General features: G+C 71.1%; 14 protein-coding genes. 2 read left to right on the top strand and 12 right to left on the bottom strand.

Going from position 1 to position 22,874, the window contains the following annotated elements:
• Positions 1–133: 133 nt before the first annotated feature.
• Together galK and galT are read right to left on the bottom strand one after the other, a co-directional pair.
• Positions 134–1,309 carry a galactokinase gene (galK, locus tag ACSF8R_RS06140; RefSeq protein WP_434810971.1) on the bottom strand — a complete coding sequence of 392 codons (1,176 nt, stop codon included), beginning with the start codon at positions 1,307–1,309 and terminating at the stop codon, positions 134–136.
• Positions 1,306–2,409, bottom strand: a complete 1,104-nt coding sequence (gene galT / locus ACSF8R_RS06135) for a galactose-1-phosphate uridylyltransferase (protein WP_434811143.1) — start codon at positions 2,407–2,409, stop codon at positions 1,306–1,308. Before galT ends, galK begins: the two co-directional genes overlap by 4 nt.
• A 222-nt stretch (positions 2,410–2,631) precedes the next feature.
• Between galT and ACSF8R_RS06130 the strand changes: the two genes are divergently transcribed.
• Positions 2,632–3,591 (top strand): LacI family DNA-binding transcriptional regulator, encoded by a 960-nt coding sequence (locus ACSF8R_RS06130; RefSeq protein ID WP_434811142.1) that lies wholly within the window; start codon positions 2,632–2,634, stop codon positions 3,589–3,591.
• Positions 3,592–3,851: 260 nt separating this feature from the next.
• Here ACSF8R_RS06130 and galE read toward each other — a convergent pair whose 3' ends face one another.
• The 10 genes from galE to ACSF8R_RS06080 all read right to left on the bottom strand — a co-directional run bounded on the left by galE (position 3,852) and on the right by ACSF8R_RS06080 (position 20,907).
• The gene (gene galE, locus ACSF8R_RS06125) at positions 3,852–4,829 is read right to left on the bottom strand and encodes a UDP-glucose 4-epimerase GalE (RefSeq protein WP_434810970.1); all 978 of its coding nucleotides are present in this window, start codon (positions 4,827–4,829) and stop codon (positions 3,852–3,854) included.
• 254 nt (positions 4,830–5,083) lie between these two features.
• Positions 5,084–11,341 carry a fibronectin type III domain-containing protein gene (locus ACSF8R_RS06120; RefSeq protein WP_434810969.1) on the bottom strand — a complete coding sequence of 2,086 codons (6,258 nt, stop codon included), beginning with the start codon at positions 11,339–11,341 and terminating at the stop codon, positions 5,084–5,086.
• Between the two features lie 554 nt (positions 11,342–11,895).
• On the bottom strand, positions 11,896–12,864 hold the full coding sequence (locus ACSF8R_RS06115; RefSeq protein ID WP_434810968.1) for a serine hydrolase domain-containing protein: 969 nt from the start codon (positions 12,862–12,864) through the stop codon (positions 11,896–11,898).
• A gap of 91 nt (positions 12,865–12,955) precedes the next feature.
• On the bottom strand, positions 12,956–14,398 hold the full coding sequence (locus tag ACSF8R_RS06110; RefSeq protein ID WP_434810967.1) for an aldehyde dehydrogenase (NADP(+)): 1,443 nt from the start codon (positions 14,396–14,398) through the stop codon (positions 12,956–12,958).
• Positions 14,399–14,514: 116 nt separating this feature from the next.
• Positions 14,515–15,603 carry a mandelate racemase/muconate lactonizing enzyme family protein gene (locus ACSF8R_RS06105; protein WP_434810966.1) on the bottom strand — a complete coding sequence of 363 codons (1,089 nt, stop codon included), beginning with the start codon at positions 15,601–15,603 and terminating at the stop codon, positions 14,515–14,517.
• Complete coding sequence (locus ACSF8R_RS06100; protein WP_434810965.1) at positions 15,600–16,499, bottom strand: 5-dehydro-4-deoxyglucarate dehydratase; 900 nt, start codon at positions 16,497–16,499, stop codon at positions 15,600–15,602. Before ACSF8R_RS06100 ends, ACSF8R_RS06105 begins: the two co-directional genes overlap by 4 nt.
• A complete protein-coding gene (locus ACSF8R_RS06095) occupies positions 16,496–17,440 on the bottom strand; it encodes an NAD-dependent epimerase/dehydratase family protein (RefSeq protein WP_434810964.1) in 945 nt (314 codons plus the stop codon). The genes ACSF8R_RS06100 and ACSF8R_RS06095 overlap by 4 nt, the downstream gene beginning before the upstream one ends.
• Positions 17,437–18,846, bottom strand: a complete 1,410-nt coding sequence (locus ACSF8R_RS06090) for a Gfo/Idh/MocA family protein (protein WP_434810963.1) — start codon at positions 18,844–18,846, stop codon at positions 17,437–17,439. Before ACSF8R_RS06090 ends, ACSF8R_RS06095 begins: the two co-directional genes overlap by 4 nt.
• Positions 18,847–19,113: 267 nt before the next feature.
• Positions 19,114–20,109, bottom strand: coding sequence for a LacI family DNA-binding transcriptional regulator (locus ACSF8R_RS06085; RefSeq protein WP_434810962.1), 996 nt, complete (start codon positions 20,107–20,109; stop codon positions 19,114–19,116).
• 126 nt (positions 20,110–20,235) lie between these two features.
• Positions 20,236–20,907 (bottom strand): rhamnogalacturonan acetylesterase, encoded by a 672-nt coding sequence (locus ACSF8R_RS06080; RefSeq protein ID WP_434810961.1) that lies wholly within the window; start codon positions 20,905–20,907, stop codon positions 20,236–20,238.
• Positions 20,908–20,918: 11 nt separating this feature from the next.
• Here ACSF8R_RS06080 and ACSF8R_RS06075 point away from each other — a divergent pair, with 11 nt between their 5' ends.
• Positions 20,919–22,691, top strand: coding sequence for an ABC transporter ATP-binding protein (locus tag ACSF8R_RS06075; RefSeq protein ID WP_434810960.1), 1,773 nt, complete (start codon positions 20,919–20,921; stop codon positions 22,689–22,691).
• Positions 22,692–22,874 lie beyond the last annotated feature (183 nt).

The raw sequence follows: 22,874 nt of genomic DNA, 5'->3' as shown, positions 1-22,874 counted from the left end.
TTCGGGCGCACGGCCGGTTTGCCGGTGCCGCACTCGACGTTACGGCGACGGCGCGGCCGCTTCCAGGACTTGACAGTGCCGTCATCGGATGTTCACGCCGGCACGCGGCGCAAACGGAGCTCCGCCGGCGCTCTCAGTCGCGGCCGGCGCCCGCCGACGGGGCGACGGTGAACAGGTGCGGGGCGGAGTAACCGGCCTCGTCGAACGCGTTCTCGACGGCGACCGAGACCTCGGTCACGGCGTCGCGCTCGACGAGCGCGATCGCCGCGCCGCCGAACCCGCCGCCGGTCATGCGGGCGCCGATCGCACCCGCGGCGCGCGCAGTCTCAACGGCGAGGTCGAGTTCGGGCACCGAGATCTCGAAGTCGTCGCGCATCGAGGTGTGCGAGGCATCCAGCAGGCCGCCGATCGCCCGCGGGCCTTGCTCGCGCAGCGTGCGCACGGCATCGAGCACGCGCTGGTTCTCGGTGACGACGTGCTTGACGCGGCGGAAGGTGACGTCGTCCATCAGCTCGGCGGCGCGCGCCAGGTCATCGACCGAGAGATCGCGCAGCGCGGGCACGCCCATGAGCTCGGCGCCCCGCTCGCACGCGGCACGGCGCTCGCCGTAGCCGCCGGTGGCGTGCGAGTGCTTGACGCGCGTGTCCATGACCAGCAGCTCGAGTCCCGCGGCGGCGAAGCCGAGGTCTGTGACGACGGCATCCAACGATCGGCAGTCGAGGAAGATGCCGGCATCCGCACGGCCGAGCATCGACGCCATCTGGTCCATGATTCCGGTCGGGGCGCCCACGGCCTCGTTCTCGGCGCGGCGCCCGGCCTGCGCGAGCGCGACGCGGTCGAGCTCAAGCCCCCACGTGTCGTTCAGCGCCGACGCGGTCGCGCCCTCGATCGCCGCCGACGACGACAGCCCCGCGCCCACCGGCACGTCGGAGGCGAACGCGAGGTCGACGCCCGTGACGGATGCCGGATCGGTGCCGGTCGCCTGCAGCAGCGCCCACGCGACACCCAGCGGATAGCGGGCCCACTCGACGATCTCGTCGCGGCGGGCCGGGAACAGCGCGTCGAGGTCGGCGAGGGCGACCTCGACCGGCTCGACGTCGAACGTCGAGACGACGCGGATGCGGCCGTCCTCACGTTCGCCGAGCGCGACGTGCGTGCGGTGCGGCGTCGCGAACGGGAACACGAACCCGTCGTTGTAATCGGTGTGCTCGCCGATGAGGTTCACGCGCCCCGGCGCCGACCAGGCGCCCGCGGCTGCGGCACCGGTGAGCGAGACGAACAGATCGGATGCGGCGGATGCTGCACTCACAGCGTGACTCCTTCGATGGCTGCGCGGATCCGCTCAGCGGCGGTCTCGGGCGGAACGTCGCCGATCCAGGCGCCCATGGCCGCCTCGGATCCGGCGAGGAACTTCAGCTTGTCGGCCGCGCGGCGCGGGCTCGTCAGCTGCAGATTCAGACGCACACTGTCGCGGCCGACGTGCACGGGTGCCTGATGCCACGCGGCGATGTACGGCGTGGGGGTGTCGTAGAGGGCATCCACGCCGCGCAGCAGCCGCAGGTAGAGGGGCGCGAGCTCGTCGCGCTCGGCATCCGTCAGCCCCGCGAAATCGGGCACGTGGCGGTGGGGGAGCAGGTGCACCTCGATCGGCCAGCGAGCGGCGAACGGCACGAACGCGGTCCAGTGCTCGCCCTGGAGCACGACACGGGGGCCGTTCTGCTCGAACTCGAGGATGCGCTGGAACAGGTCGGGGCCCGTGCGGTCGACCGAGTCGAGCAGTCGCTGCGTGCGCGGCGTGACGTAGGGGTAGGCGTAGATCTGCCCGTGCGGGTGGTGCAGGGTCACGCCGATCGCCTCGCCGCGGTTCTCGAACGGAAACACCTGCTCGATCCCGGGCAGTGCCGACAGCGCCGCGGTGCGGTCGGCCCACGCCTCGATGACGGTGCGGGCACGCGTGACCGACTGGGTGCCGAAGGAGCCGGCGTGCTCGGGTGAGAAGCACACGACCTCGCAGCGGCCGACGCTCGTGCGGGTGCGTCCGAGGCCGAGGTGCGCGAGGTCGTCGAGGCCGCGCGGCGCGTCGCTCGCGGCGGGGTGGATGCCGTCGGCTTCGGCGAGGGCCGGGCCGAACGACGGCGACTTGTTCTCGAAGACCGCGACGTCGTACAGCGACGGGATCTCGGACGGGTTCGTCGGGGTCTGCGGGGCGAGCGGGTCGAGCTCGGCAGGCGGCAGGAACGCGCGGTTCTGCCGCGCCGCGGCGACCGAGACCCAGTCGCCGGTGAGCACGTCCTGCCGCATCGTCGCGGTGGCGGGGCGGGGGTCGAGCGTGCGGGCATCGACGCCGCGCTCGGCACCGAGCGTCGTGTTCGGGTCGTCGAAGTAGATGAGCTCGCGGCCGTCGGCCAGCCGCGTGGGGCGCTTGACGACGCCGGCGCCGAGGGTGACGGCCGTTGGGGCTGCGGCATCCGTCGCGGGCGTCGCTTCGGGTGCGTTCTCCGGAATGTTCACGTCAACACGGTACTCGCAGACCGTGTTATCGTCAACACGTACGGATTCTCAGGAGTTCGGAGCCGCGCCGACCGACGCGGTGGACGCTCAGGGAGGTGCGGGATGCAGAAGCGCGTGTCGATGGCGGACGTCGCCGCCGCCGCCGGGGTGTCGGGCCAGACCGTCAGCCGCGTCGTCAACGAATCGCCCCGCGTCGACCCCGAGACCCGGCGTCGCGTCGAGCAGGCCATGACCGACCTCGGCTACCGGCCGCACCGCGCTGCCCGGGCCCTGCGCACCGGCCGCACCCAGGCCATCGGCCTCGTCGTGTCGACGCTGGCATCCGTCGGCAATTCGCGCATGCTGCAGGCGATCGCCGATGCCGCCGCGACCCGCGGCTACACCCTGACCGTCGTCACGTCCGCGGCCGGGGACGACATCGCCGACGCGTTCGAACGGCTGCATGACCAGGGCGTCGACGGCGCGATCGTGCTGAACGAGGCCACCGCCCGTGCCCGCGGTGCGTCGGTGCCGGCGGGGCTCGCGGTCGTCGTCGTCGATTCGCCTGCCGACTCGCGGTTCTCGGTCGTGCAGACCGACCACGCCGGCGGGGCCCGTGCCGCCACGGCGCACCTGCTCGAACTCGGACACCCGACCGTGCACCACCTCGCCGGTCCGGCCGGATCGTTCGCCGCCGATGAGCGCGCGCGCGGCTGGCGCGAGGCGCTGCACGCGGCCGGTGCCCCCGAACCCGAGGTGCTTCGGGGCGAGTGGACCGCGGCATCCGGTTACGCCGCCGCAGCGGGCCTCGACCCGGCCGCGACCGCCCTGTTCTCGGCCAACGACCAGATGGCGCTCGGTGCGCTGCGGGCCCTCGCCGACGCCGGCCGCGACGTGCCGGGTGCGGTCAGTGTCGTCGGGTTCGACGACGTCGCGGATGCCGCCGACTACCGCCCGCCGCTGACCACCGTCCGCCAGGACTTCGACGCACTCGGCGCCGCTGCCGTCACCGCCCTCGTCGCCGCCATCGACGGCGAGGGGAGCAGCGTCGAGACGTTGCCGGCGACCCTCGTCGTGCGCGCGAGCACCGCCCGGCGCTGAGCGTCGCCGTTCACGGAGCCCGGCGGTTCGTCGTGCCCGCCATGCACGGTGCACCGCCGTTCGCGGAGCGTCGCCGTTCGCGGAGCGTCGCCGTTCGATATTCAGTCTTTGCGGCCACGTCGGCGCTGCCGCCCCGCGGAATCTCGCGGCGCGTGACGGGTGGCACGGGCTACGGGACTGAATGTTGAACCGGCTCCGCGCGAACCGTGGCCGCAAATGGCCGAAGGCGGCGAGCCCGAGTACTGAACGGGGACGGGCCGTCAGAGGGCGGCGCGGCGGGCCTCCCAGCCGGTGCGGACCATCTCGTCGACGGTGTAGCGGTTCTGCCAGTCGAGGTCGCGGGCGGCGAGTTCGCCGGTGGCGACGATGCGGTCGGGGTCGCCGGGACGGCGCGGCCCGATCTCGGGGGTGAAGTCGATGCCGGTGACCCGGGCCATGGCGTCCATGATCTGCTTCACCGACAGGCCGTTCTGCGACCCGAGGTTGTACGCGGCCTCGACGGGCTCGCCGCCGGCGAGGCGCTGGGCGGCCACGACGTGGGCGGCCGCGATGTCGCCGACGTGCACGTAGTCGCGCACATTGGTGCCGTCGGGGGTGTCGTAGTCGTCGCCGTTGATGCGCGGCGTCTCGCCCGCGATGAGCTTTTCGAACACGATCGGAAAGAGGTTGTGCGGGCTCGTGTCGTAGACGGCCTTGTCGGACGAGCCGACGACATTGAAGTACCGCAGCGACGTGTGCCGCAGGGGCGCGTCGGATGCCGAGGTCGCGACGGCCTGGTCGCGGATGAGCCATTCGCCGATGAGCTTCGACTCGCCGTACGGGGAGGCGGGGCGCTTGGGCAGGTCTTCGGTCACGAGCGGGACGTCGGGCGTGCCGTAGACGGCCGCGCTGGAGGAGAACACGAGGTTCGTGACACCGGCATCCGCCATCGACTGCAGCACGATACGCGTGGCGTCGACGTTCTGCTCGTAGGTGTGGAGGGGGCGCTGCACCGAGACGCCGGCGTACTTGAACCCGGCGACGTGGATGACGCCGGTCACGCCGTGGTCGCGAAGCGTCGAGGTGACCAGGTCGCGGTCGAGGATCGTCCCCTGCACGAACGGCACGCCCTCCGGCACGAACGCCGCGTGGCCGCTGGAGAGGTCGTCGATGACGACGGGGCTCATGCCCGCATCTCGCAGTGCGCGGACGATGTGTGCGCCGATGTATCCGGCGCCTCCCGTGACGAGCCAGCTCATGTCGTTCCTTCGTTCGCGATCGCGCGGTGTGTTGACGTAAACATGCTATCAGTTCGATGCGAACCGGCGGCAACACACTCCCACCTCCCACCACTCAACAGGGGAACCGCGCCGAGGCGCAAACGGCGCTCGTCATCTTCGCGACCGCGTCGAGCCACGTCAGCGTTCCGACGACCGGTACACGACCGACGGCCAGTACACGACAGAAGCCCGCCGGAAGCAGGAGCTTCCGACGGGCTTCGTCTCGGGAATCGTCAGCGCACGGTGACCGTGACCGGCTTCGAGCTGGTCTCGCCCGCGGCGTTGGCGAACACGGCGACGTACTCGTACGTGCCTGCCGCGCGGCCGGTGACCGCGGTCTTGGCCTGCTGCGCGCTCGGTGAGGCGGCGACGAGCTGCTGCTCGTCGATCAGCGTGCTGTTCTCGTAGAGGCGGTACGAGGTGGCGTTCGTGCCCCACCACAGGTTCGACGTCAGGGTGTAGGCCCCGTCCCGGTCCCAATTGTCGTGCGAGAGCACGGGGGTGGCCGGTGCGGCATCCTTCACCTTCACCGTCACGGAGGTCGTCTTGGTGACGCCCACTGCGTTGATGAGCTCGCCCGTGTAGACGTACGTGCCGTTGGAGCGGCCCGCGACGTCGACGGTCTTGACCTGCGCGTTGGGTGAGTTCGCATCGAGCAGCTGCGTCGAGATCAGCTCACCGTTCTCGTACAGGCGGAACACCGAACCGTTGACACCCCACCAGAGGTTCATCGACACCGTGAACGAGCCGTCGGGCAGACCGTCGTGGCCGCTGTCGGTCGACAGGGTGCCGCGGGCGGGTGCCTTCGTCGCCCCCTCGTCCTCGAACACCGTCAGCTGTGCGGAGGCCTGGGCCACGACACCGTCGTGGTTGACCGCCGTCACCGAGACGGTGTGGATGCCGGCGACGAGATCGATCTGCTGACCGGGCGCCACCGCCTCACCGTCGAACGCGATGTCGAGGTTTCGCACACCCGACTCCGGGTCTTCCGCCGTCACCGCGACCGTGTAGGTCGCCGAGTCGGGCAGGAGGGTGCCGTCTGCCGGGAGTCCCGAGATGACCGGGGCGGTCGTGTCGCCCTCGCCCGCTGCGCCGGTGACGGCGATGGACGGCAGCGGGGCTGCATCCATGCCTTCGCCGATGAAGAACGACGGGTGCGGAGGCTGGTTGTATCCGGTGTTCTGCCAGGCCACCGCGACGCGGTACTGCATGTCGTGCATGAGCGTCGGGATGCGGTACTCGGTGACGTCGGTCGTCGAGTAGATGCGCAGCTCGGACGAGTCCGCCGAGCGCCACGCGATCTCTTCACGCCAGTCGCCGAACAGGTCGGCCTGCAGGTTGGGTGTGCCCTTCGTGCCGTTGTTCGACCGGGCGCCCTCGTCGGCCAAGATGACCTCTTCGGTCTGGGTCTCCCAGTTCCACTTCGACACCGTCGGCGATCCCCAGTACTCCTCCTGGTTGAAGGAGTGGTCGACGATTTCGCGCAGCGGGTCGCCGTCGAACCAGGCGAGGAAGTTCGCCGCCGGGATGACGTCGCCGATGCGCTCACCGGACGCCGACATGAGGGAGCCCTCGCGGGAGTTCCAGGCGGCGTCGCCACCAACGGCCCAGCCCTCGGCGCCCTCGTAGCGCGGGTCGATGTCGCCTGCGGCGGCACGACCCGTGTCGACGGTCGCGGGGATCTCCCACAGGATCTCGCCGGTGCGGGCGTCGCGGAACGTGGCGCCGCGGTTGCCCGAAGCCGACATGTTCTCGTGGGCCGAGAAGATCTCCAGACCGGGGCGCGACGGGTCGAGGTCCGACACGTGCTGCGCGTCGCCGTGGCCGAGGCCCGTGGCGTAGAGCAGCTCGCCGTCGTCGTCGATCGTCGCCGATCCGAAGATCACCTCGTCCTTGCTGTCGCCGTCGACGTCGGCCACCGACATCGAGTGGTAGCCCTCGCCGTACAGGCCGGCGGCATCCGCTTCGTTCGAGTCGATCACCCAACGGCTGCTCAGCTCGGAACCGTCGAAGTCGTATGCGGCGACGACAGCGCGCGTGTAGTAGCCGCGGCTGAAGATCGCGCTCGGGTGCTCACCGTCGAGGTAGGCGACCGACGCGAGGAACCGGTCGACACGGTTGCCGTAGGTGTCACCCCACGCGCCCACATCGCCGCGCGGCGGGATGTAGTCGACCGTGTCGATCGCGGCACCCGACTGCCCGTCGAAGACCGTCAGGAACTCCGGTCCCTGCAGCACGTAGCCCGAGCTGTTGCGGTGGTCGGCGCTGGCGTTGCCGATGGGCTGCCCGACACCGTCGATCGTGCCGTCGGCGGTGCGGGTGATGAGCTCTGCCCGCCCGTCACCGTCGAAGTCGTAGACCATCAGGTCGCTGTAGTGGGCGCCGGCACGGATGTTGACACCCAGGTCGATGCGCCACAGCTTCGTGCCGTCGAGGCGGTAGGCGTCGACGTAGACGTTGCCCGTGTAGCCGGCCTGCGAGTTGTCCTTCGCGTTCGACGGGTACCACTTGACGATCAGTTCGTACTGCCCGTCACCGTCGACATCGCCCACGGAGGTGTCGTTGGCCGAGTACGAATACGGCTGGCCGTCCTTCGTGTAGGCGTCGGCCGGCTTGTCGAGCGGCACCGACAGGTAGGCGGCGGTCCGCACCCCGAACGGGTCGGTCTCGGTCGTCTCGACGTCTCCCAGCACCTTCGTGACGAAGTACTCGCTGTTCTCGGTGCCGTCGGCGTCGAGCAGGTTCGTCGAGTCGGTGATCGGCTCGTCGGTGATGCGCTCGCCGTCACGGTAGACATGGAAGGCCACGGATGCCGGGTCGGTGCCGAGCAGTCGCCAGGTCACCAGCACACCGTCGTCGGTCTGCACGGCAGACGGGGCGCGATCGAGGTACTCGGCCTGCCGCTGCAGCACCGTGACCGCCTCGGTCGCGAGCTGGTCGGATGCCGGGCCCGTGCCGCCGGCGTTGACGGCGACGACCGAGTAGAAATACGGGATCGTCGTCAGCACGCCGGTGTCGGTGTAGCGGCCCGTCGGCGCGATGCCCACCAGCTCGCCCTGCTCACCTGCCACCTCGGAGCGGAACACCAAGAAGTACTCCGCGCCCAGGGGGCTTGCCCACGAGATCTCGACCTCGCGCGCCTCGATGCGTTCGACCGTCAGGTCTTGCGCCGCGGTGGGCTCGTCGACGTCGGGGTCGACGAGCGACACCTCGACCGTCTCGGACGGCACCGACTCGAGGTCGGTCTGATCGACTGCGGTCACGTGGTAGCTGTAGTCGAGCCCGACGCGCGCGCCGGTGTCGACGTAGGCCGGCTCATCGGTCGTGCCGACCAGCTGCGGTGCCGCGTCGAATGGTGACTGGCGGTACACGTTCCAGGTGAGACCCGACTCGGCATCCCACGCCAACGAGACGGCGGGAGCGGAGGGATCGGCATCCACCGACGTCACCTCGAGTCCGGTCGGGCCGAGGAGGATCGGCGTGACCTCGAGACCGTTGAAGCGGCTGCCTGCGGCATTGCCGTAGGCCTCGACGTTCAACTGCCCGTCGGTGACGAGGAACGGACCGCGCAGGGTCGCGTTGACGCTGCCGCGCCCCGCGTTGCCCGAACCGGCAGCCAGCCCCTCGATGCGGAAGCTGGTCGAGCTGGTGCCGATCCAGTCGCCCGAGTACGTCTTCACCGAGTAGGTGCCGTTGGGCACGTCGAGCGAGAACGTCGACGACGAACCAGGCAGCATGAAGTCGCGCACCAGGTCGTTCGCGGCGCCGTCGGCAGCGCCGCGGTCGCGGCCGGCGTTCGCCGCCAGCGGCACCTCGAACCCGAAGCCGCGCTCGGCGGTGTAGCCCATGTCGGGGGTCACCTCGGTGTACCCGGCCATGAGCGGGTTGCCCGACAGCTGGAAGTCGAACTTGTACAACGCCTGCTTCGTCGTGAAGGTGACGACGCTGCTCGGCTCGGACTCGCCGCGACCGTTGACGGCCGTGACCTGGTAGCGGTACCCGGTGCCCTCGAGCAGTCCCTGCACGATCGAGCTGGTCTGGGTGACCATGCCCACGAGTGTCCACTCCGGCTCGGGGTCGGCGACCGCCTGCCGGTAGATCTTGTAGATGTCGGCCGTCGGCGACGCATCCCACTGCAGTGTCGCGCCACCGTTGCTGATGGCACCCGCCACCAGGTTCTGCGGGGCGACCGGCACCTCGGCGGGCGGCTCGATGTCGGCCACCTCGGCGGCCAGCGGGTCGTCGAGCTCTGCGACGTCCTGCGCGATCAGGCGGGCCATCTGAATGGCGCCGTACTCCTGGAAGTGCGTGTCGTCGACGGTGCCGGCGGGGCGGTTCGGGAACACACCCGGATCGACGTGCAAGAACACGGCCTTGGCCGCCTCCGGCCCGATCTCGTTCAGGTAGGCGCGGCTGGATGCCGACAGGTCGACCAGCAGCACGTCCTCTTCCACGGCGAGCTCGGTCATCTTCGCGACGTACTCGGGGAAGCTCACGTTGAACTGACCCGTCTCGGCGTTGAAGCTGCGGCGGCTCACCGGGGTCACGAGAATCGGGGTCGCGCCGCGCTGACGCGTGCCCTCGACGTAGGTGCGCAGATACTCCTTGTAGTCCTCGGGGCTCGCATACCGGTCATCCACGCCCTGTGTGGCGTCGTTGTGGCCGAACTGGATGAGGTGGTAATCGCCGGGGCGGATCGCGCGCAGGATCTCATCGAGACGCCCCTGCGTGATGAAGTTCTTCGACGAGCGGCCGCCGATCGCGTGGTTGGCGAAGGCGATGTCGTCGGCGAAGAACCGGTCGATCATCTGGCCCCAGCCGGCCTGCGGCGCGTAGGCGATCGGGTCGTAGGTCTGCACCGTCGAGTCGCCCGAGATGTAGGCGGTCGTGATCGCGCCGGCGACGCGGTCGGGCAGACGGGTGATCGTCAGGGCGTTGAGGGCCGCGGCATCCCCACCGACCTGCAGCGTCAGCACCCCGTCGACGAGGGCGATCGGGAACGCCATATCGAGGTATGCGCCGGCGGCCTGCGGGTTGGCGAGCACCTTCGCGATCCCCTCCGCTGTCACGGTCGTCGTGGTGGCGTTCTCGGCGTCGCCCGAGACCAGCTGCACGGCGTAGTCGCCCGCGCCGAGATCGATCTCGAACGTGCCGCCTGCTGCCGCGACGAAGTCGCCGCGCAGGGCGTCGCCGCCGCGGTCGACGTCGGCATCGGTGGCGGTCGGTGCGGTCGAGAATCCGTAGCCCCACGCGTCGTCGAGCGCCGTGGCGCTCGTGACCGGGAGCGCGCCGTCGGCGACGGCACCGGGGCCGAAGTCGAAGGTGACGACATCGCCGTCCGGCAGGGGAGCGGGGGCGACGTAGGCCGCCGCATCCACGGTGGCCGGGTCGGAGGTGCCCGCCTGGTTGCGCGCGGTGACGCGGTAGGTCCACGCGGTCGAGGTGTCGACGGAATCGACGTGGCCGGGAGCGTCGACGACGGCGATCTCGGCGAAGTCGGTGCCGCCTGCGGTCGCGCGCTCGACGAGGTAGTCGGCGGCGTTGGGTACCGCCGACCAGCCGAGGGTCACGTTCGCGGCGCTGACGGTCGCCGCGAGGTCGGCGGGGGATGCCGGGGCGGCGAGCTCGGGGATCTCGCCGCTCGTGACCTCGGCCGACGGGTCGGAGTCGCGGTCGTACGAGCTGACGCCGACGACCCGGTACGCGTAGGAGCCGCCCACCTCGACGGCGCTGTCGCTGTAGGCGGGGTTGGTGAGACCCTCGGCCACGGTCGCGAACGTGCCGGTGGCGCCATCGGTCACGTCGGCGCGCTCGACGCGGTAGGTCGCGGCGCCGTCGGCGGCATCCCACGCGAGGTCCACGGCATCCCACGCGACGCGGGTGACGGCGAGGTTCTCGGGAGCGGTCGGGACGACGGGGGTGACGACGAGGCCGTTGACGTAGGCGCCGAGGCCGCTGCCGGTGAACCCGACGGTGAGCTGCCCGTCGCTGACGGTCGTGCGGAACGTCTCGGTTGTGGTGGCGCCGCGCGCCGTCGTCAGGCGGGTCTGCGCCTCGCCTTCGAGCGTCATCGTGGCGTTCGTGCTCGAGGTGCCCACGAGCGCGTCGCCGATGCTGAGGGTGACGTCGTACTCGCCCTCGGGCACATCGTCGAGCTGGAAGCCCCAGTTCGTGCCGGCGACGAAGTCTTCGGCGAGCGGGTCGGCCGGCGTGCGGTTGCCGGTGCGGTCGCGGTCGAACAGCGACGCGCCGTCGGGAAGGGTGATGCCCCACCCTTCGGTCTCGTCGTACAGCGAGGTGGTGAGCACCTGCTGGTGGTCATCGGCGACGGGGCTCGTCGCCGTGCCGAAGTCGAAGCGCCAGATGCCGTCGGCATCCGGTGCGAGCGCTGCCGACGCGGGGGCGGCGATCAGCAGCGCGCCGACGACGGCGCAGCTGGCGCCGGTCGCGACGATGGTGCGCGCGCGGCGTGGGGAGGGTTGGGTGGGCACGGTTTCTCCTCGGACATCACTGGCGAAGGGCGCGCGAGACCCCTGCAGCAGTGCAGAGGTGTCGTGCGTGTGTGCCGGACGTACGGACTCGCCGCGGCCGAACGGATGGGTGGTCTCCGGTGCAGATGCGGCTGTGGGGACAGCCACATCGGTTCCTACGCCGGAAAGCGCATTCCGTTCGTGTGCCGTCGATCCTGACACGGCTCCGCACCATTGCGCAAGAGGAGATTTGCACGTTTCAGTTTTTGCTTGTGCTCGGCGCGCGCAGCCGATACGGTGGCCCGGAAAAACGTTTTCGGATCCGTCGGCGCCACGTCGCGTCGACGGCGTCGAGAGCGCCCACAGACCCTCGCCGTCGGCGCGTCATACGGACCGCGCCGGCGGCGAGCTCCATGTCCGGGTGGTTCGGGGTTGGGTGCTCGTCGTCGGGGTCGCGGCATCCGGTGTTCGGTCGCGAGCGCTCCGCAGGAGTTTTCGTGACGGATGTGGCGGCCGACCCGTCTTCAGTCACACCCGTCACAGGATCTCCTGCAGACGGTACGGGCGTGCCGGGGTCAGCGCGCGGCGATGATGGCGTTGTCGAGTTCGTCGGCGTCGATGCCGTCGCGCATCGCGCGGGCCGTCAGCAGCACCCAGGCGATGCCGGCGGTCGGGTGCACCCAGAACTCCGTGCCCGCCCAGCCGCCGTGCCCGTACACGTCACGGTCGATGAGGCCGGGGGCGCGGGTGCGCAGGTTCCAGGTGAAGCCCCAGTCCTGGCCGCGCTCGGCCGGGTACGGTTCGAGCCGGGGGATGCCGCCGGTCAACGGACGCAGCATCATCTCCAGCGTCGCGGGCTGGACGATGCCGCCGGTCTTGCCGCCCCCGATCTGCAGCAGTTCCGTACCGAGGCGCAGCAGATCGTCGGCGCGACCGGCGAGCCCGGCGCCGGGGTTGCGCGCCGCGGCGAAGCGTTCCATGTCGACGCCGGCTGCAGCCGCGTCGACGACCGGATGCGCCGACGCGAGATCGAGGTGCAGCCCGTCGGCGCCGAGCTCGTTCGCGATGCCTGCGACCGCGGCATCCCATGTCTGCCCCGTCGCGTGCTCGATGAGCGCACCGATGCCCTCGAACGCGAGCGTCGAATACCTCGACGCGGTGCCGGCGGCGAAGTCGCGCCCGCGGGCGACCAGTTCCTGCGAGAGCGGCACGGTCGGGTCGAGGGGCGGTTCGCTGATGCCGCTCGTGTGGCTCGCGAGATGCCGCAGCCGCACGATGTCGTCGCGCCCTGCCCCGAAGCCCGGCACCGCGTCGGTCAACGGCGTCATCGGGGTGAGCAGGCCGCGCTCGATCGCGCGGGCGGCCGCGAGGCCGACGATCGGCTTCGTGATCGAGAACAGCGGGTACCGGTCGTCGGTGCGCGTCGGCCCGAACGCCTCGAGCAGCGCCGTACCCTCGCTCGTCGCGATGCCGAGCACCGCGTGCGGCAAGCGCCCATCATCGACACGGCGGCGGACCCAACTGACGGCAGCGTCGAAACTCATGCGCCCATCCTTGCGTGCGCTGCCGAGATTGCGCGAACTGAGCCCTTTTGGCGCATTTGGCGACAGTTCGCGCAATCTCGGCAGGCTCGGGTCAGGGCACGCGCAGGGTGCCGTTGCGACGGTGGGGGAGGGATGCCAGGGACTCGTCGCGCAGTGGCGCGGGGAGGAGGTGCGCGGGGGCGTCCTGGAAGGTCACGGGGCGCAGGAACCGGCGGATGGCGGAGGCGCCGACCGACGTGTGCAGCGACGTCGTCGCGGGCCAGGGGCCGCCGTGCTGCTGCGACCAGGTCACCGCGACGCCCGTCGGCCATCCGGCGAACAGCACACGGCCTGCACGCGCCTGCAGCAGTTCGAGCGTCTCGTCGACGGCGTCGCCCTCCTCGGCGTGCAGCGTCGCGGTGAGCGACCCAGGCACGGCAGCCAGTGCAGCGTGCAGGTCGGCGTCGGAGCCGTAGCGCACGAGCAGCGTCACCGGGCCGAACACCTCTTCCAGCAGCACCTCAGGACGGGCGGCAACAGCCTCGGCATCCGTCGTCAGCACGACCGGGCGCGCCCCGTCGTGGGTCTCAGCGCCGTGCGCCGCGACCTGCACCGACGGGTCGCCGAGCAGCGTCTCGATGCCGCCCGGGAACGCGTCGGTGATGCGGTCGGTCAACAGCGGACCGCCGGATGCCGCGGCCACTCGCGTCGCGACGGCATCCTCGAATCCGGCGCCGTCAGGCACGAACACGACACCCGGCTTCGTGCAGAACTGGCCCACGCCGAGGGTGAACGAGCCGACCAGCCCGTCGGCCAGCGCGTCGCCTCGCGCAACGACCGCCGCCGGGGTGATGACCACAGGGTTCACGCTGCCGAGCTCGCCGTAGAACGGGATCGGGTCGGGGCGGCCGCTCGCCAGGTCGAAGAGGGCACGGCCGCCCGAGAGCGACCCGGTGAAGCCCGCTGCCTGCACGACGGGATGCTGCACGAGCGCGTTGCCGGCCTCGCGGCCCTCGACGAGGGCGAGCGATCCGGCAGGCGCCCCAGCATCCGTCAACGCGGCGATCGCGACCTCGGCGGTGCGGCGCGAGAGCTCGGGGTGCCCCGAGTGCGCCTTGACGATCACGGGGTTGCCGGCCGCGAGAGCCGAGGCGGTGTCGCCGCCGCACACCGAGAACGCGAACGGAAAGTTGGATGCCGAGAACACCGCGACCGGGCCGACCCCCACGAGCAGGCGACGCAGCTCGGGGCGCGGCGGCGTGGCGGCCGGGTCGGCGTCATCGACGGTGAGTTCGAGGTACGAGCCCTCTTCGACGACGCTCGCGAACAGGCGCAGCTGCCCCGTCGTGCGGCCGACCTCCCCGGTGAGGCGCGTCGCGCCGAGGCGGGTCTCCCGGTCGGCGATCTCGACGAGTTCGCCGCGGTTCGCATCGAGCGCGTCGGCGATGGCCCGCAGCCACCCCGCACGGGTGGGTGCGTCGCTGGTGCGCCACACGTGCGCCGCGGCGGCGGCATCCGCCACGATGCGGTCGAGCTCAGCGGTCGTCGTGGTCATCTCGGGGTCCTTTCACCGACGCATGGTCGAGTTCGTGGCAGTTGATGTCGCCGCACGGTCCGGCACGCGACAACAAGTGCCACGAACCCGGGGCGGACGAGGGAAGGATGCGAGCATCACGCGAACCTCAGGCCGAGGCCAACGTGCGGGGTCTCGGTCAGGATGCCGTCGGCGATGCGCACCGGGCTCGTATCGCGCAGGGCGCCGAGCGCGCCGAATCCGGCGTCTTCGACGTCTTCGGCGAGCGGTTCGGCGACGTCGCCGGGCAGCACCATCGCGAGTTGCCCCGAGAGCTCGGGCAGCAGGTGCGGATGCAGGGCGGCGCCGTGGGCGACCGCGAGGTCGGCGATCTCGCGCAGCGGGCTGATGCCCCCGACGCGCACGATGTTCGGCTGCACGATCTGCGCCGCGCCCGCCCGCAAGAAGTCGCCGAAGCGGTGCACCGTGTGCACGTTCTCGCCGAGCGCGATCGGCACGCCCGACCCGCTCGCGAGGCGGCGGGCGAGTTCGGTGTGCCCGGCGAGGTCATCGGCGCGCAGCGGCTCTTCGATCCAAGCGAGATCGGATGCCGCGAGCGCCTCGATCGAGGCCGTCGCGCGGTCGAGGCTCCACCGCTGGTTCGCGTCGATCATGAGCGCGCGATCGGGGCCGAGCGTCGCGCGCACCGCCGCCATGCGGTCGACGTCTTCGGTGAGGTCGGGTTTGCCGACCTTGACCTTGACGGCGTCGAAGCCGGCATCCACCCACCGCTGCACCTGCGCGACGAGTTCGTCGATGGAGTAGTGCAGGTTGACGCCGCTGCCGTAGGCGCGCACCGACTCGCGGCGCCTGCCGAGCAGGTCGGAGACGGCCGCCCCGACGGCGCGCGCTTCGGCATCCCACAGGGCGAGGTCGAGCCCCGCGAGCGCGATCGTCGTCACGCCGCCGCCGCCCGCTTCGTGCAGGTGCGCCCACGCGGCCGGCCACAGTGCGGCGGGATCGGCTGCGCGTCCGACCGCGAACGCCGTGATGTCGTTCGCGAGCAGCGCGTGCACCGCCTCAAGCCCGATCTGCGGGGTCCACGAGAACCCCCAGCCCTCGGCTCCGTCGCTGCGCACGACGTGGGTCGCGACGACGCCGATGCTCGTGACGTCGGCCGCCCACGGCCGGGTCAACGGCACCCGCAGTGCGCGGGTGTCGAAGGCGGCGATCGTGGGGGTCGTCACAGCAGGGCGCGTCCAGCGTCGAGGATCGCGGCGAGCCGTTCGGTCTGCTCGGGCGTCGGGTCGACGAGCGGTGCGCGCACAGGGCCGACCGGCAGCCCGCCGAGACGGACGCCCGCCTTCACGAGCGAGACGCCGAAACCGGGGGTCTCGTCGCGCAGGGCCACGAGCGGCGTGTAGAACCGGTCGAGCAGCAGCATGCGGCGTACGTCGTCACCGTCGACGTACGCGCGGTAGAACGCGTTCGCGACCTCGGGCACCATCGCGAAGGCTGCCGACGAATACAGCGGGATGCCGATGCCGCGGTAGGCGCCCTGCGTGAGCTCGGCGGTGAGCAGTCCGTTGAAGAACGCGAAGTCGTCGCGGCCGGTCTCGGCGACGGCCCGCACGATCAGCTGTGCTGTGGCGAGGTCGCCGACACCGTCCTTGACGCCGACGACACGCGGGTTCTCGGCCAGGCGCCGCACCGTCGCGGGCGTGAACTGGGCCGTCGCGCGGTGGTAGACGACGACGGGCAGGTCGGATGCCGCGGCGATCTGCTCGACGTACGCCACCAGTCCGTCCTGCGTGCCGCCGACGAGGTACGGCGGCAGGACGAGGAGCGCGTCGGCCCCGGCATCCGCTGCCGCACGGGCGGCTTCGAGGGCGTGGCCGAGCGGGCCGCCGGTGCCGGCGACGACGGGCACGCGCCCGCCGACGGTCTCGACGGCGGCGCGCACGACGGTCGCGGCCTCGCTCGCCGACAGGGCGTGGAACTCGCCCGTGCCGCACGCGGGGAACACGCCGCCCGGATGGTGCGCGAGGGTGTCGCCGATGTGCGTGCGCAACAGGTCGACGTCGACCCGGCCCTGCGCATCGAAGGGGGTGACGGGGAAGAAGAGGATGCCGTCGAAGTTCATACCGGCGCGTCCGTTCTGTCGGGGGTGGTGGCTGCCGTCGTGGCAGGGTCGATGAGGCTGTCACGCCAGTGGTGCTGCGGCGCCCAGTCGATCATCCGCTTCGCCTTCGCGTTCGAGAACGCGGGCGCGGTGCCGACGAGATCGGCCGCGGCGGCCGCCGTGCCCGGGTGGAAGCGGGGCAGCAGGTCTGCGAGCGGTTCGCGGGCGAGCGCGTCGTCGGCGCCGACGAAGAACGTCTCGCCGTTGGGGATCTCGCCGAGCGCGGCGATGAGCCGGTCGACGAAGCGTGCGACATCGCGAGCGTCGACGTAGTTGAACAGTGCGGGCGCCGACAGCGACGGGTCGTCGAGCCGTTCGTGCACCGTGTGGCCCTGCTGGGTCGGAGCGCCCGCCCACTCCTCGGGGGCGATCACGTAGCAAGGGCGGAACGCCGCGAAGCGGGTGTCGTCGCCGTGCTGGCGGTGCAGCATCCCGATCGTCTGCTCGATGAGCAGTTTCGACAGCGCGTACGCGTTCCAGGGCAGGGCGGGGCTGTCTTCGTCGAGCGGCAGGCGCTCGGGGGTCCACCCGGTCGGGCAGCCGTAGCCGAGCACCGTGGGACTCGATGCGGCGACGATCTTCGGGATGCCGGCGGCGACCGCACCGCCGAGCACACCGACGGCGAGGTTCGCGTTGGTGCGCATGATGACCGGCTCGGGGGCGCTGAAGGGCACCGCGATCGCCGCGAGGTGCACGAGCGCGTCGGCGCGCGAGGCTTCGAGCGCCCGGCGTGCGGCGGTCGCGTCGGTGAGGTCGACGGCGACCTGCTCGATGCCGATCAGCTCGGCGGCATCCGAGACGGCACGGTCGATCGAGACGAGGTCATGGCCGGCCGCGGCGAGCCCCGCGACGAGGCTCCGCCCCAGGCGCCCGGCGCCACCGGTGACGACGATACGGCTCATGCTCGCTCCGCGGCGGGTTCGTTCGCGCCCAGCTGCTGCTCGTCGCCCGGTTCGGCGACACTTCGGCGCGAACGAACCGCGCCGGCGAGCAGACGGATGCCGAGGTCGTCGACGCGCACCGGCAGGCCGGTCTCGAGTGAGCGGTTGCCCGCGATGCCGACGGCGATCGACTGCACACCGTCCGACCAGTCGGCGGGGCGGGCGAGCGGGTCGTCGCCGGGGCCCACGAACACGTCCGACAGCAGCAGTGCGTCGCCGCCGCCGTGACCGCCCGCGAGGTTCTCGATCGGCACCTCGACCGCTTCTTCCCAGTGGCGCTGCACGATGAGCCGCTCGCCCTGGGGGCGCAGGGTGCCGGCAGCTGCGGCATCCGTTGCCGACGGGTCGAGCACAGGGTGCAGGCCTTCGTCGACGAGCACGGCGCCGCGTTCGATCACCTCGAGTTCGGCGCGGCCCTCGGTGCCGTTGACGGCGACGCGGTACCCCTCCCAGGGGGCGTGCGCGTTGAGCGAGTACGACAGCGTCGCGCCCGACGCGTAGTCGACGACGAGTGCGAGGTTGTCTTCGATCGTGATGCCGGGGCCGAACACGTCCTGGTCGCGCACATAGCCGTCGTGCGATTCGGCCGCGAGGTAGAGGGCTTCAAGTCGGGGGTCGTCGCGCAGGTCGAGCTCGAACGGATCGTGCGGCCCGTCGTGCGTGCCGCGCTCGGGGCGCTCGCCGAGGCCGCGGGCGGCGGCGTTCTCGGCGCCGTAGAACCGTAGGCCGCCCGAGGCGTAGACGCGCGTCGGGGTCGATCGCAGCCACCAGTTGACGAGGTCGAAGTGGTGGCTCGACTTGTGCACGAGCAGCCCACCCGAGTTCGCCTTCTCACGGTGCCACCGGCGAAAGTAGTCGGCGCCGTGCTTGGTGTCGAGCATCCACGAGAAGTCGATGCTCGTGACCCGGCCGATGCGGCCGTCCTGGATGATCTGCCGCAGCGCCGAGTTGCGGGGGGAGTAGCGGTAGTTGAACGTCAGCACGACCTTGCGGCCGGTGCGCTCGACGACATCCTCGATCGCGGCGGCGCTCGGCGCGTCGATCGTGAGCGGCTTTTCGACCACGACATCGACGCCGGCTTCGAGCGCGCGGACGATGAGCGGTGCGTGCTGGTCGTCGCGGGCGCAGATGACGACCCGGTCGATGTGCTCGGTGGCGATCATCGCCTCGAGGTCGTCGGGGTGCCAGACGCTGGGCGCTGCGACCCCGGCATCCGTCATGAGCTTCACCGTGCGGTCGGCGCGCACGGGGTTCGGCTCGCAGACCGCGACCAGGCTCGCCCGGTCGGCGTATGTGCCGACGATCGCGTCGACGTACATCTGGGATCGGTGGCCCGCGCCGATCAGTGCGTACCGGGTGGTGTTCATGCGTCCTCGCATCGTGGTTGATCCGTCGCAGCGTGTCACTCGGATCGGTAAACGCTTTCAGGAAACGTTTTCTCAGCGTAACATGCGGCGCGCGTCGCTGCACCTGCGGGTATGGATGTCGAACCTGCGCGTATGGATGTCGCACCTGCGGGCACCGGATTCGGAGAATGGCACCAGATTCGGATGCCAGGGCCAATCGCACCCGAATCTGCGACCAATCTCCGAATCTGCGACGTGCGCGGACCGCGACGACAGCGACCCCGGGCACTACCGGGGCGCGGGCCCCGTGCTGGCACGCACGACGATCTCGGGGGCGAGCTCGACGGCGGGTTCGGCGGTCTCGCCCGCGAGCAGCGCGTGCATCGCCTCCCACGCCTGCACGCCCAGCTCGACGGCGGGCACGGCCGCGGTCGTGAGTGTCGGCTTGGCGTGCCGCGCGAAGGGGATGTCGTCGAGACCCGTCACCGACAGTTCGGCCGGTACCGAGACGCCGCGGTCGGCGATCGCTGACAGCAGGCCGATCGCGACCAGGTCGTTGTAGGCCAGCACCGCAGTCGCACCCGATTCGAGGACGGTGGATGCCGCTTCGCCACCGGCATCCACATCGACGCCGCAGGGCACCACGTCGACGCGCAGCTCTGCGTCGTCGGCGAGCGCCTGCTCGATCGCGGCGAGCCGTGCGGCGTTCGACGAGCTGCCCGGCACGCCCGCGAGGTACGCGAGGTGCCGGTGGCCGAGCCCCCGGAGGTGCTCGATGAGCGCCGCGGTCGCGCCCCGGTAGTCGGCTGCGACGACCGGGACGCCGGTCTGCTGCTCGCGGTTGACGACCACGGTCGGCGAGACGGTGGGCAGGAGTGCAGCGAGGTCATCGCCCGGCATGCGCGGCGCGCACAGGATGACGCCGTCGGTGCGGCGGCGCGTCGTGTCGACGAGCAGGCGCTCCTCGTCGACCTGCTCGGCGGAGTCGGCGATGAGCACGTGATAGCCGTCGATGGCAGCGGCGCGGCTGATGCCGCGAAGGATCGCCTGGAACGTCGGGTTGCCGAGATCGGGCACGACGACCGCGACGGTGTGCGTGCGGCCGAGCACGAGACTGCGGGCGAGGGGGCTGGCCGTGTAACCGAGTTCGGCGGCGCTCGCGCGCACCCGATCGGCGAGGGCTGCGTCGACGGTCGGGTTGTCGTTCATGACGCGCGAGACGGTCGACAGCGACACCGAGGCGTGGCGCGCCACGTCGGTGATCGTCACCCGCGTCTTGCCCATGGCATCCCTTTCCGCCCCCTCATGGTAGATCGCCGCCCCGCCCGCCGCGGCTGTCGAGATTGCGCGAATTGCGCCGAAACGGCGGGAATCGCGACAGTTCGCGCAATCTCGGCGGCTCGGCGGCGATCAGGCGATGAGGCCCGACCCGCGGGCCGGGCGATCGCCGTCGCGGCGTTCGATCGCGCGCAGCGAGCGGGCCACGAACGCGGCGATGCGGCGCGCGCCGACGTCGCGGAAGTGGGTGTCGTCGACCAGGCCATCGGGCCACGCGGCGGTCTCGCCGGGCGCGTAGTGCGACATTAGGGATGCCGATCCCTCGTCGCCGAGGTCTTCGTACAGCCACGTCGTGAAGACGTTGAGATCGATCAGCGGCACGTCGAGTTCGTGTGCGAGGTCGCGGACGGCGTTCGGATAGTCACCGTGTGTCGGTGTGATGCGACCGCCCTTCATCCACCGTCGCTCGCACGACGTGCACAGCACGGCGACGGCGCCCCGGCCGTGCACCTCGTCGACGAACCGGTGGAGGTGCTCGGTGTAGCCGCCGCGCGAGGCGAGATCGGCGTGCTTCTGGTCGTTGTGGCCGAACTGGATGACGACGGTGTCGCCGGGCCCGACCTCGCCGATGAGCTGCTGCCAGGAGCCCGCGGCGACGAACGACGCGGTCGTCGCGCCGCCGAAGGCGAGGTTGCGGGTCGGCACGCCCGAGGCGGCTTCGAGGAAGTGCCCCCACCCCGACATCGGCTCTTCGCCCGGCTTCATCGGGGCGACGGTGGAGTCTCCGGCGAGGTGATAGGTCATAGCATGGAACCATGCCACAGAAAACGCTTACCGGGACGATCCGCGTCGTCGAGGGCCCCCGCCCCGCCCGGTCGGTGATCCGCCTGCTGCTGCGCCGTCCAGGCCGACTCACCGTCGCGATCCTCGCGTTCGCGATGAAGGAGATTCCGCTGTGGTTCCTGCCGGTCGTCACGGCCCAGATCATCGACATCGTCGCGACCGGCGGCGAGGTCTCGACGGTGCTCATCTGGTTCGCCGTCGCGGTCGTGCTGCTGCTGCAGAACTACCCGAACCACATCCTCTACACACGCAACTTCATGACGGTCGTGCGCGACACCGGCGCCGACCTGCGCAACGCCCTCGCCGCCCGCCTGCAGAGCCTCTCGATCGGCTACCACACGCGAGTGAGCTCGTCGATCGTGCAGACCAAGGTCGTGCGCGATGTCGAGAACATCGAGCTCATGCTGCAGCAGGTGACCCACCCCCTGCTGTCGTCGACGATGGTCCTCATCGGTGCGATCAGCATGACCGCCGTCATGGTGCCCGAGTTCCTGCCCGTCTACGCCCTCGCCGTGCCGATCGCGCTCGGCCTGCGCTGGGCGCTCAGCCGTCGGTCGCGGCAACGCAACGAGACGTTCCGCCGCGAGGTCGAAGGCTTCGCTGCGCGCGTCGGCGAGATGGCCTCGCTCATTCCCGTCACCCGGGCGCACGGCCTGGAGCAGACCGCCGTCTCGCGCGTCGCGACCGGCGCCGACGGCGTGCGCCGCGCCGGCCTCAGCCTCGACATGCTCAACGGGCACGTCGCCTCGATCTCGTGGGTCGCGATGCAGATCCTCGGCGTCGGCTGCCTCGTGCTCGCCGCGATCTTCTCGCTCACCGGCATCCTGCCGATCACTCCGGGTGAGGTCGTGCTGCTGTCGACGTACTTCGCGCTGTTGACGTCGGGCCTGACGGCGCTGCTCATGCTGATTCCGGTGGGCGCGCGCGGCCTCGAGTCGATGCGGTCGATCTCGGAGGTGCTGCAAGAGCCGGACCTCGAGCAGAACGAGGGCAAGCGCGAGACGGATGCCGTGGCCGGCACCCTCTCGCTCGAACACGTCTCGCACCGCTACGACGGCGCCGAGACCGATGCCGTCCGCGACATCTCACTCGAAATCGCGCCCGGCGAGACGGTCGCGTTCGTCGGCTCGTCGGGGTCGGGCAAGTCGACCCTGCTCAATCTCGTGCTCGGGTTCGTACGGCCCACCGACGGCCGCATCCTGCTCGATGACGTCGACATGCAGGCCCTCGACCTGCGCACCGTGCGACGGTTCGTGTCGGTCGTGCCGCAGGAGTCGGTGCTGTTCGAGGGCACCATCCGCGAGAACACGGCGTACGGCTTGGATGACGCGACCGACGCGCGCATCGAGCAGGCGCTGCGCGACGCGAATGCGTGGGAGTTCGTGCAGTCGCAGCCCGCCGGGTGGGACACCGTCGTCGGCGAGCGCGGCGCGAGGCTCTCGGGCGGGCAGCGGCAGCGGCTCGCGATCGCCCGCGCGCTCGTGCGCGACCCCCGCATCCTGCTCCTCGACGAAGCCACGAGCGCTCTCGACCCCGAGTCGGAGGAGCTCGTGAAGGATGCCCTCAACCGCCTCATGCAGGGCCGGACGACCCTGGTCGTCGCGCACCGGCTGTCGACCATCCGTCAGGCCGATCGCATCGTCGTGCTCGAGAAGGGTCGCATCGTCGAGATCGGCTCACACGCCGACCTGCTCGCCGCCGGCGGCCGCTACGCCGAGCTGCACCGCACGCAGGCCGGTGCTTGACCTCTCCTTGGGTGCACCCCCCAACTGCTCGCCTGTCACGATCCGGCGTCGAGCGGCCGAGATCGTGACAGGCGAGCAGTCTGCGTGCGCCGTGGACGCGTTGTGCGCACCCGCTCGGCTGTCACGATCACGGGGCGGGACAGCGAGATTGTGACCGGCGAGCGGTGGGCGGTGCGCAGGGGC

This window comes from Microbacterium sp. bgisy189, assembly GCF_965345345.1.
GTDB lineage: Bacteria > Actinomycetota > Actinomycetes > Actinomycetales > Microbacteriaceae > Microbacterium.
The sequence above is the reverse complement of the archived record's forward strand: the minus strand, read 5'-3'. Positions and strand labels throughout refer to the sequence as shown.

Coding starts and splice junctions, on each gene's coding strand:
- ACSF8R_RS06115 (WP_434810968.1), bottom strand. CDS start 12,864: ATGAGTTTCGACGCTGCCGTCAGTTGGGTCCGCCGCCGTGTCGATGAT.
- ACSF8R_RS06085 (WP_434810962.1), bottom strand. CDS start 20,109: ATGGGCAAGACGCGGGTGACGATCACCGACGTGGCGCGCCACGCCTCG.
- ACSF8R_RS06100 (WP_434810965.1), bottom strand. CDS start 16,499: ATGAACTTCGACGGCATCCTCTTCTTCCCCGTCACCCCCTTCGATGCG.
- ACSF8R_RS06095 (WP_434810964.1), bottom strand. CDS start 17,440: ATGAGCCGTATCGTCGTCACCGGTGGCGCCGGGCGCCTGGGGCGGAGC.
- ACSF8R_RS06110 (WP_434810967.1), bottom strand. CDS start 14,398: ATGACCACGACGACCGCTGAGCTCGACCGCATCGTGGCGGATGCCGCC.
- ACSF8R_RS06130 (WP_434811142.1), top strand. CDS start 2,632: ATGGCGGACGTCGCCGCCGCCGCCGGGGTGTCGGGCCAGACCGTCAGC.
- ACSF8R_RS06080 (WP_434810961.1), bottom strand. CDS start 20,907: ATGACCTATCACCTCGCCGGAGACTCCACCGTCGCCCCGATGAAGCCG.
- ACSF8R_RS06090 (WP_434810963.1), bottom strand. CDS start 18,846: ATGAACACCACCCGGTACGCACTGATCGGCGCGGGCCACCGATCCCAG.
- ACSF8R_RS06075 (WP_434810960.1), top strand. CDS start 20,919: ATGCCACAGAAAACGCTTACCGGGACGATCCGCGTCGTCGAGGGCCCC.
- galE (WP_434810970.1), bottom strand. CDS start 4,829: ATGAGCTGGCTCGTCACGGGAGGCGCCGGATACATCGGCGCACACATC.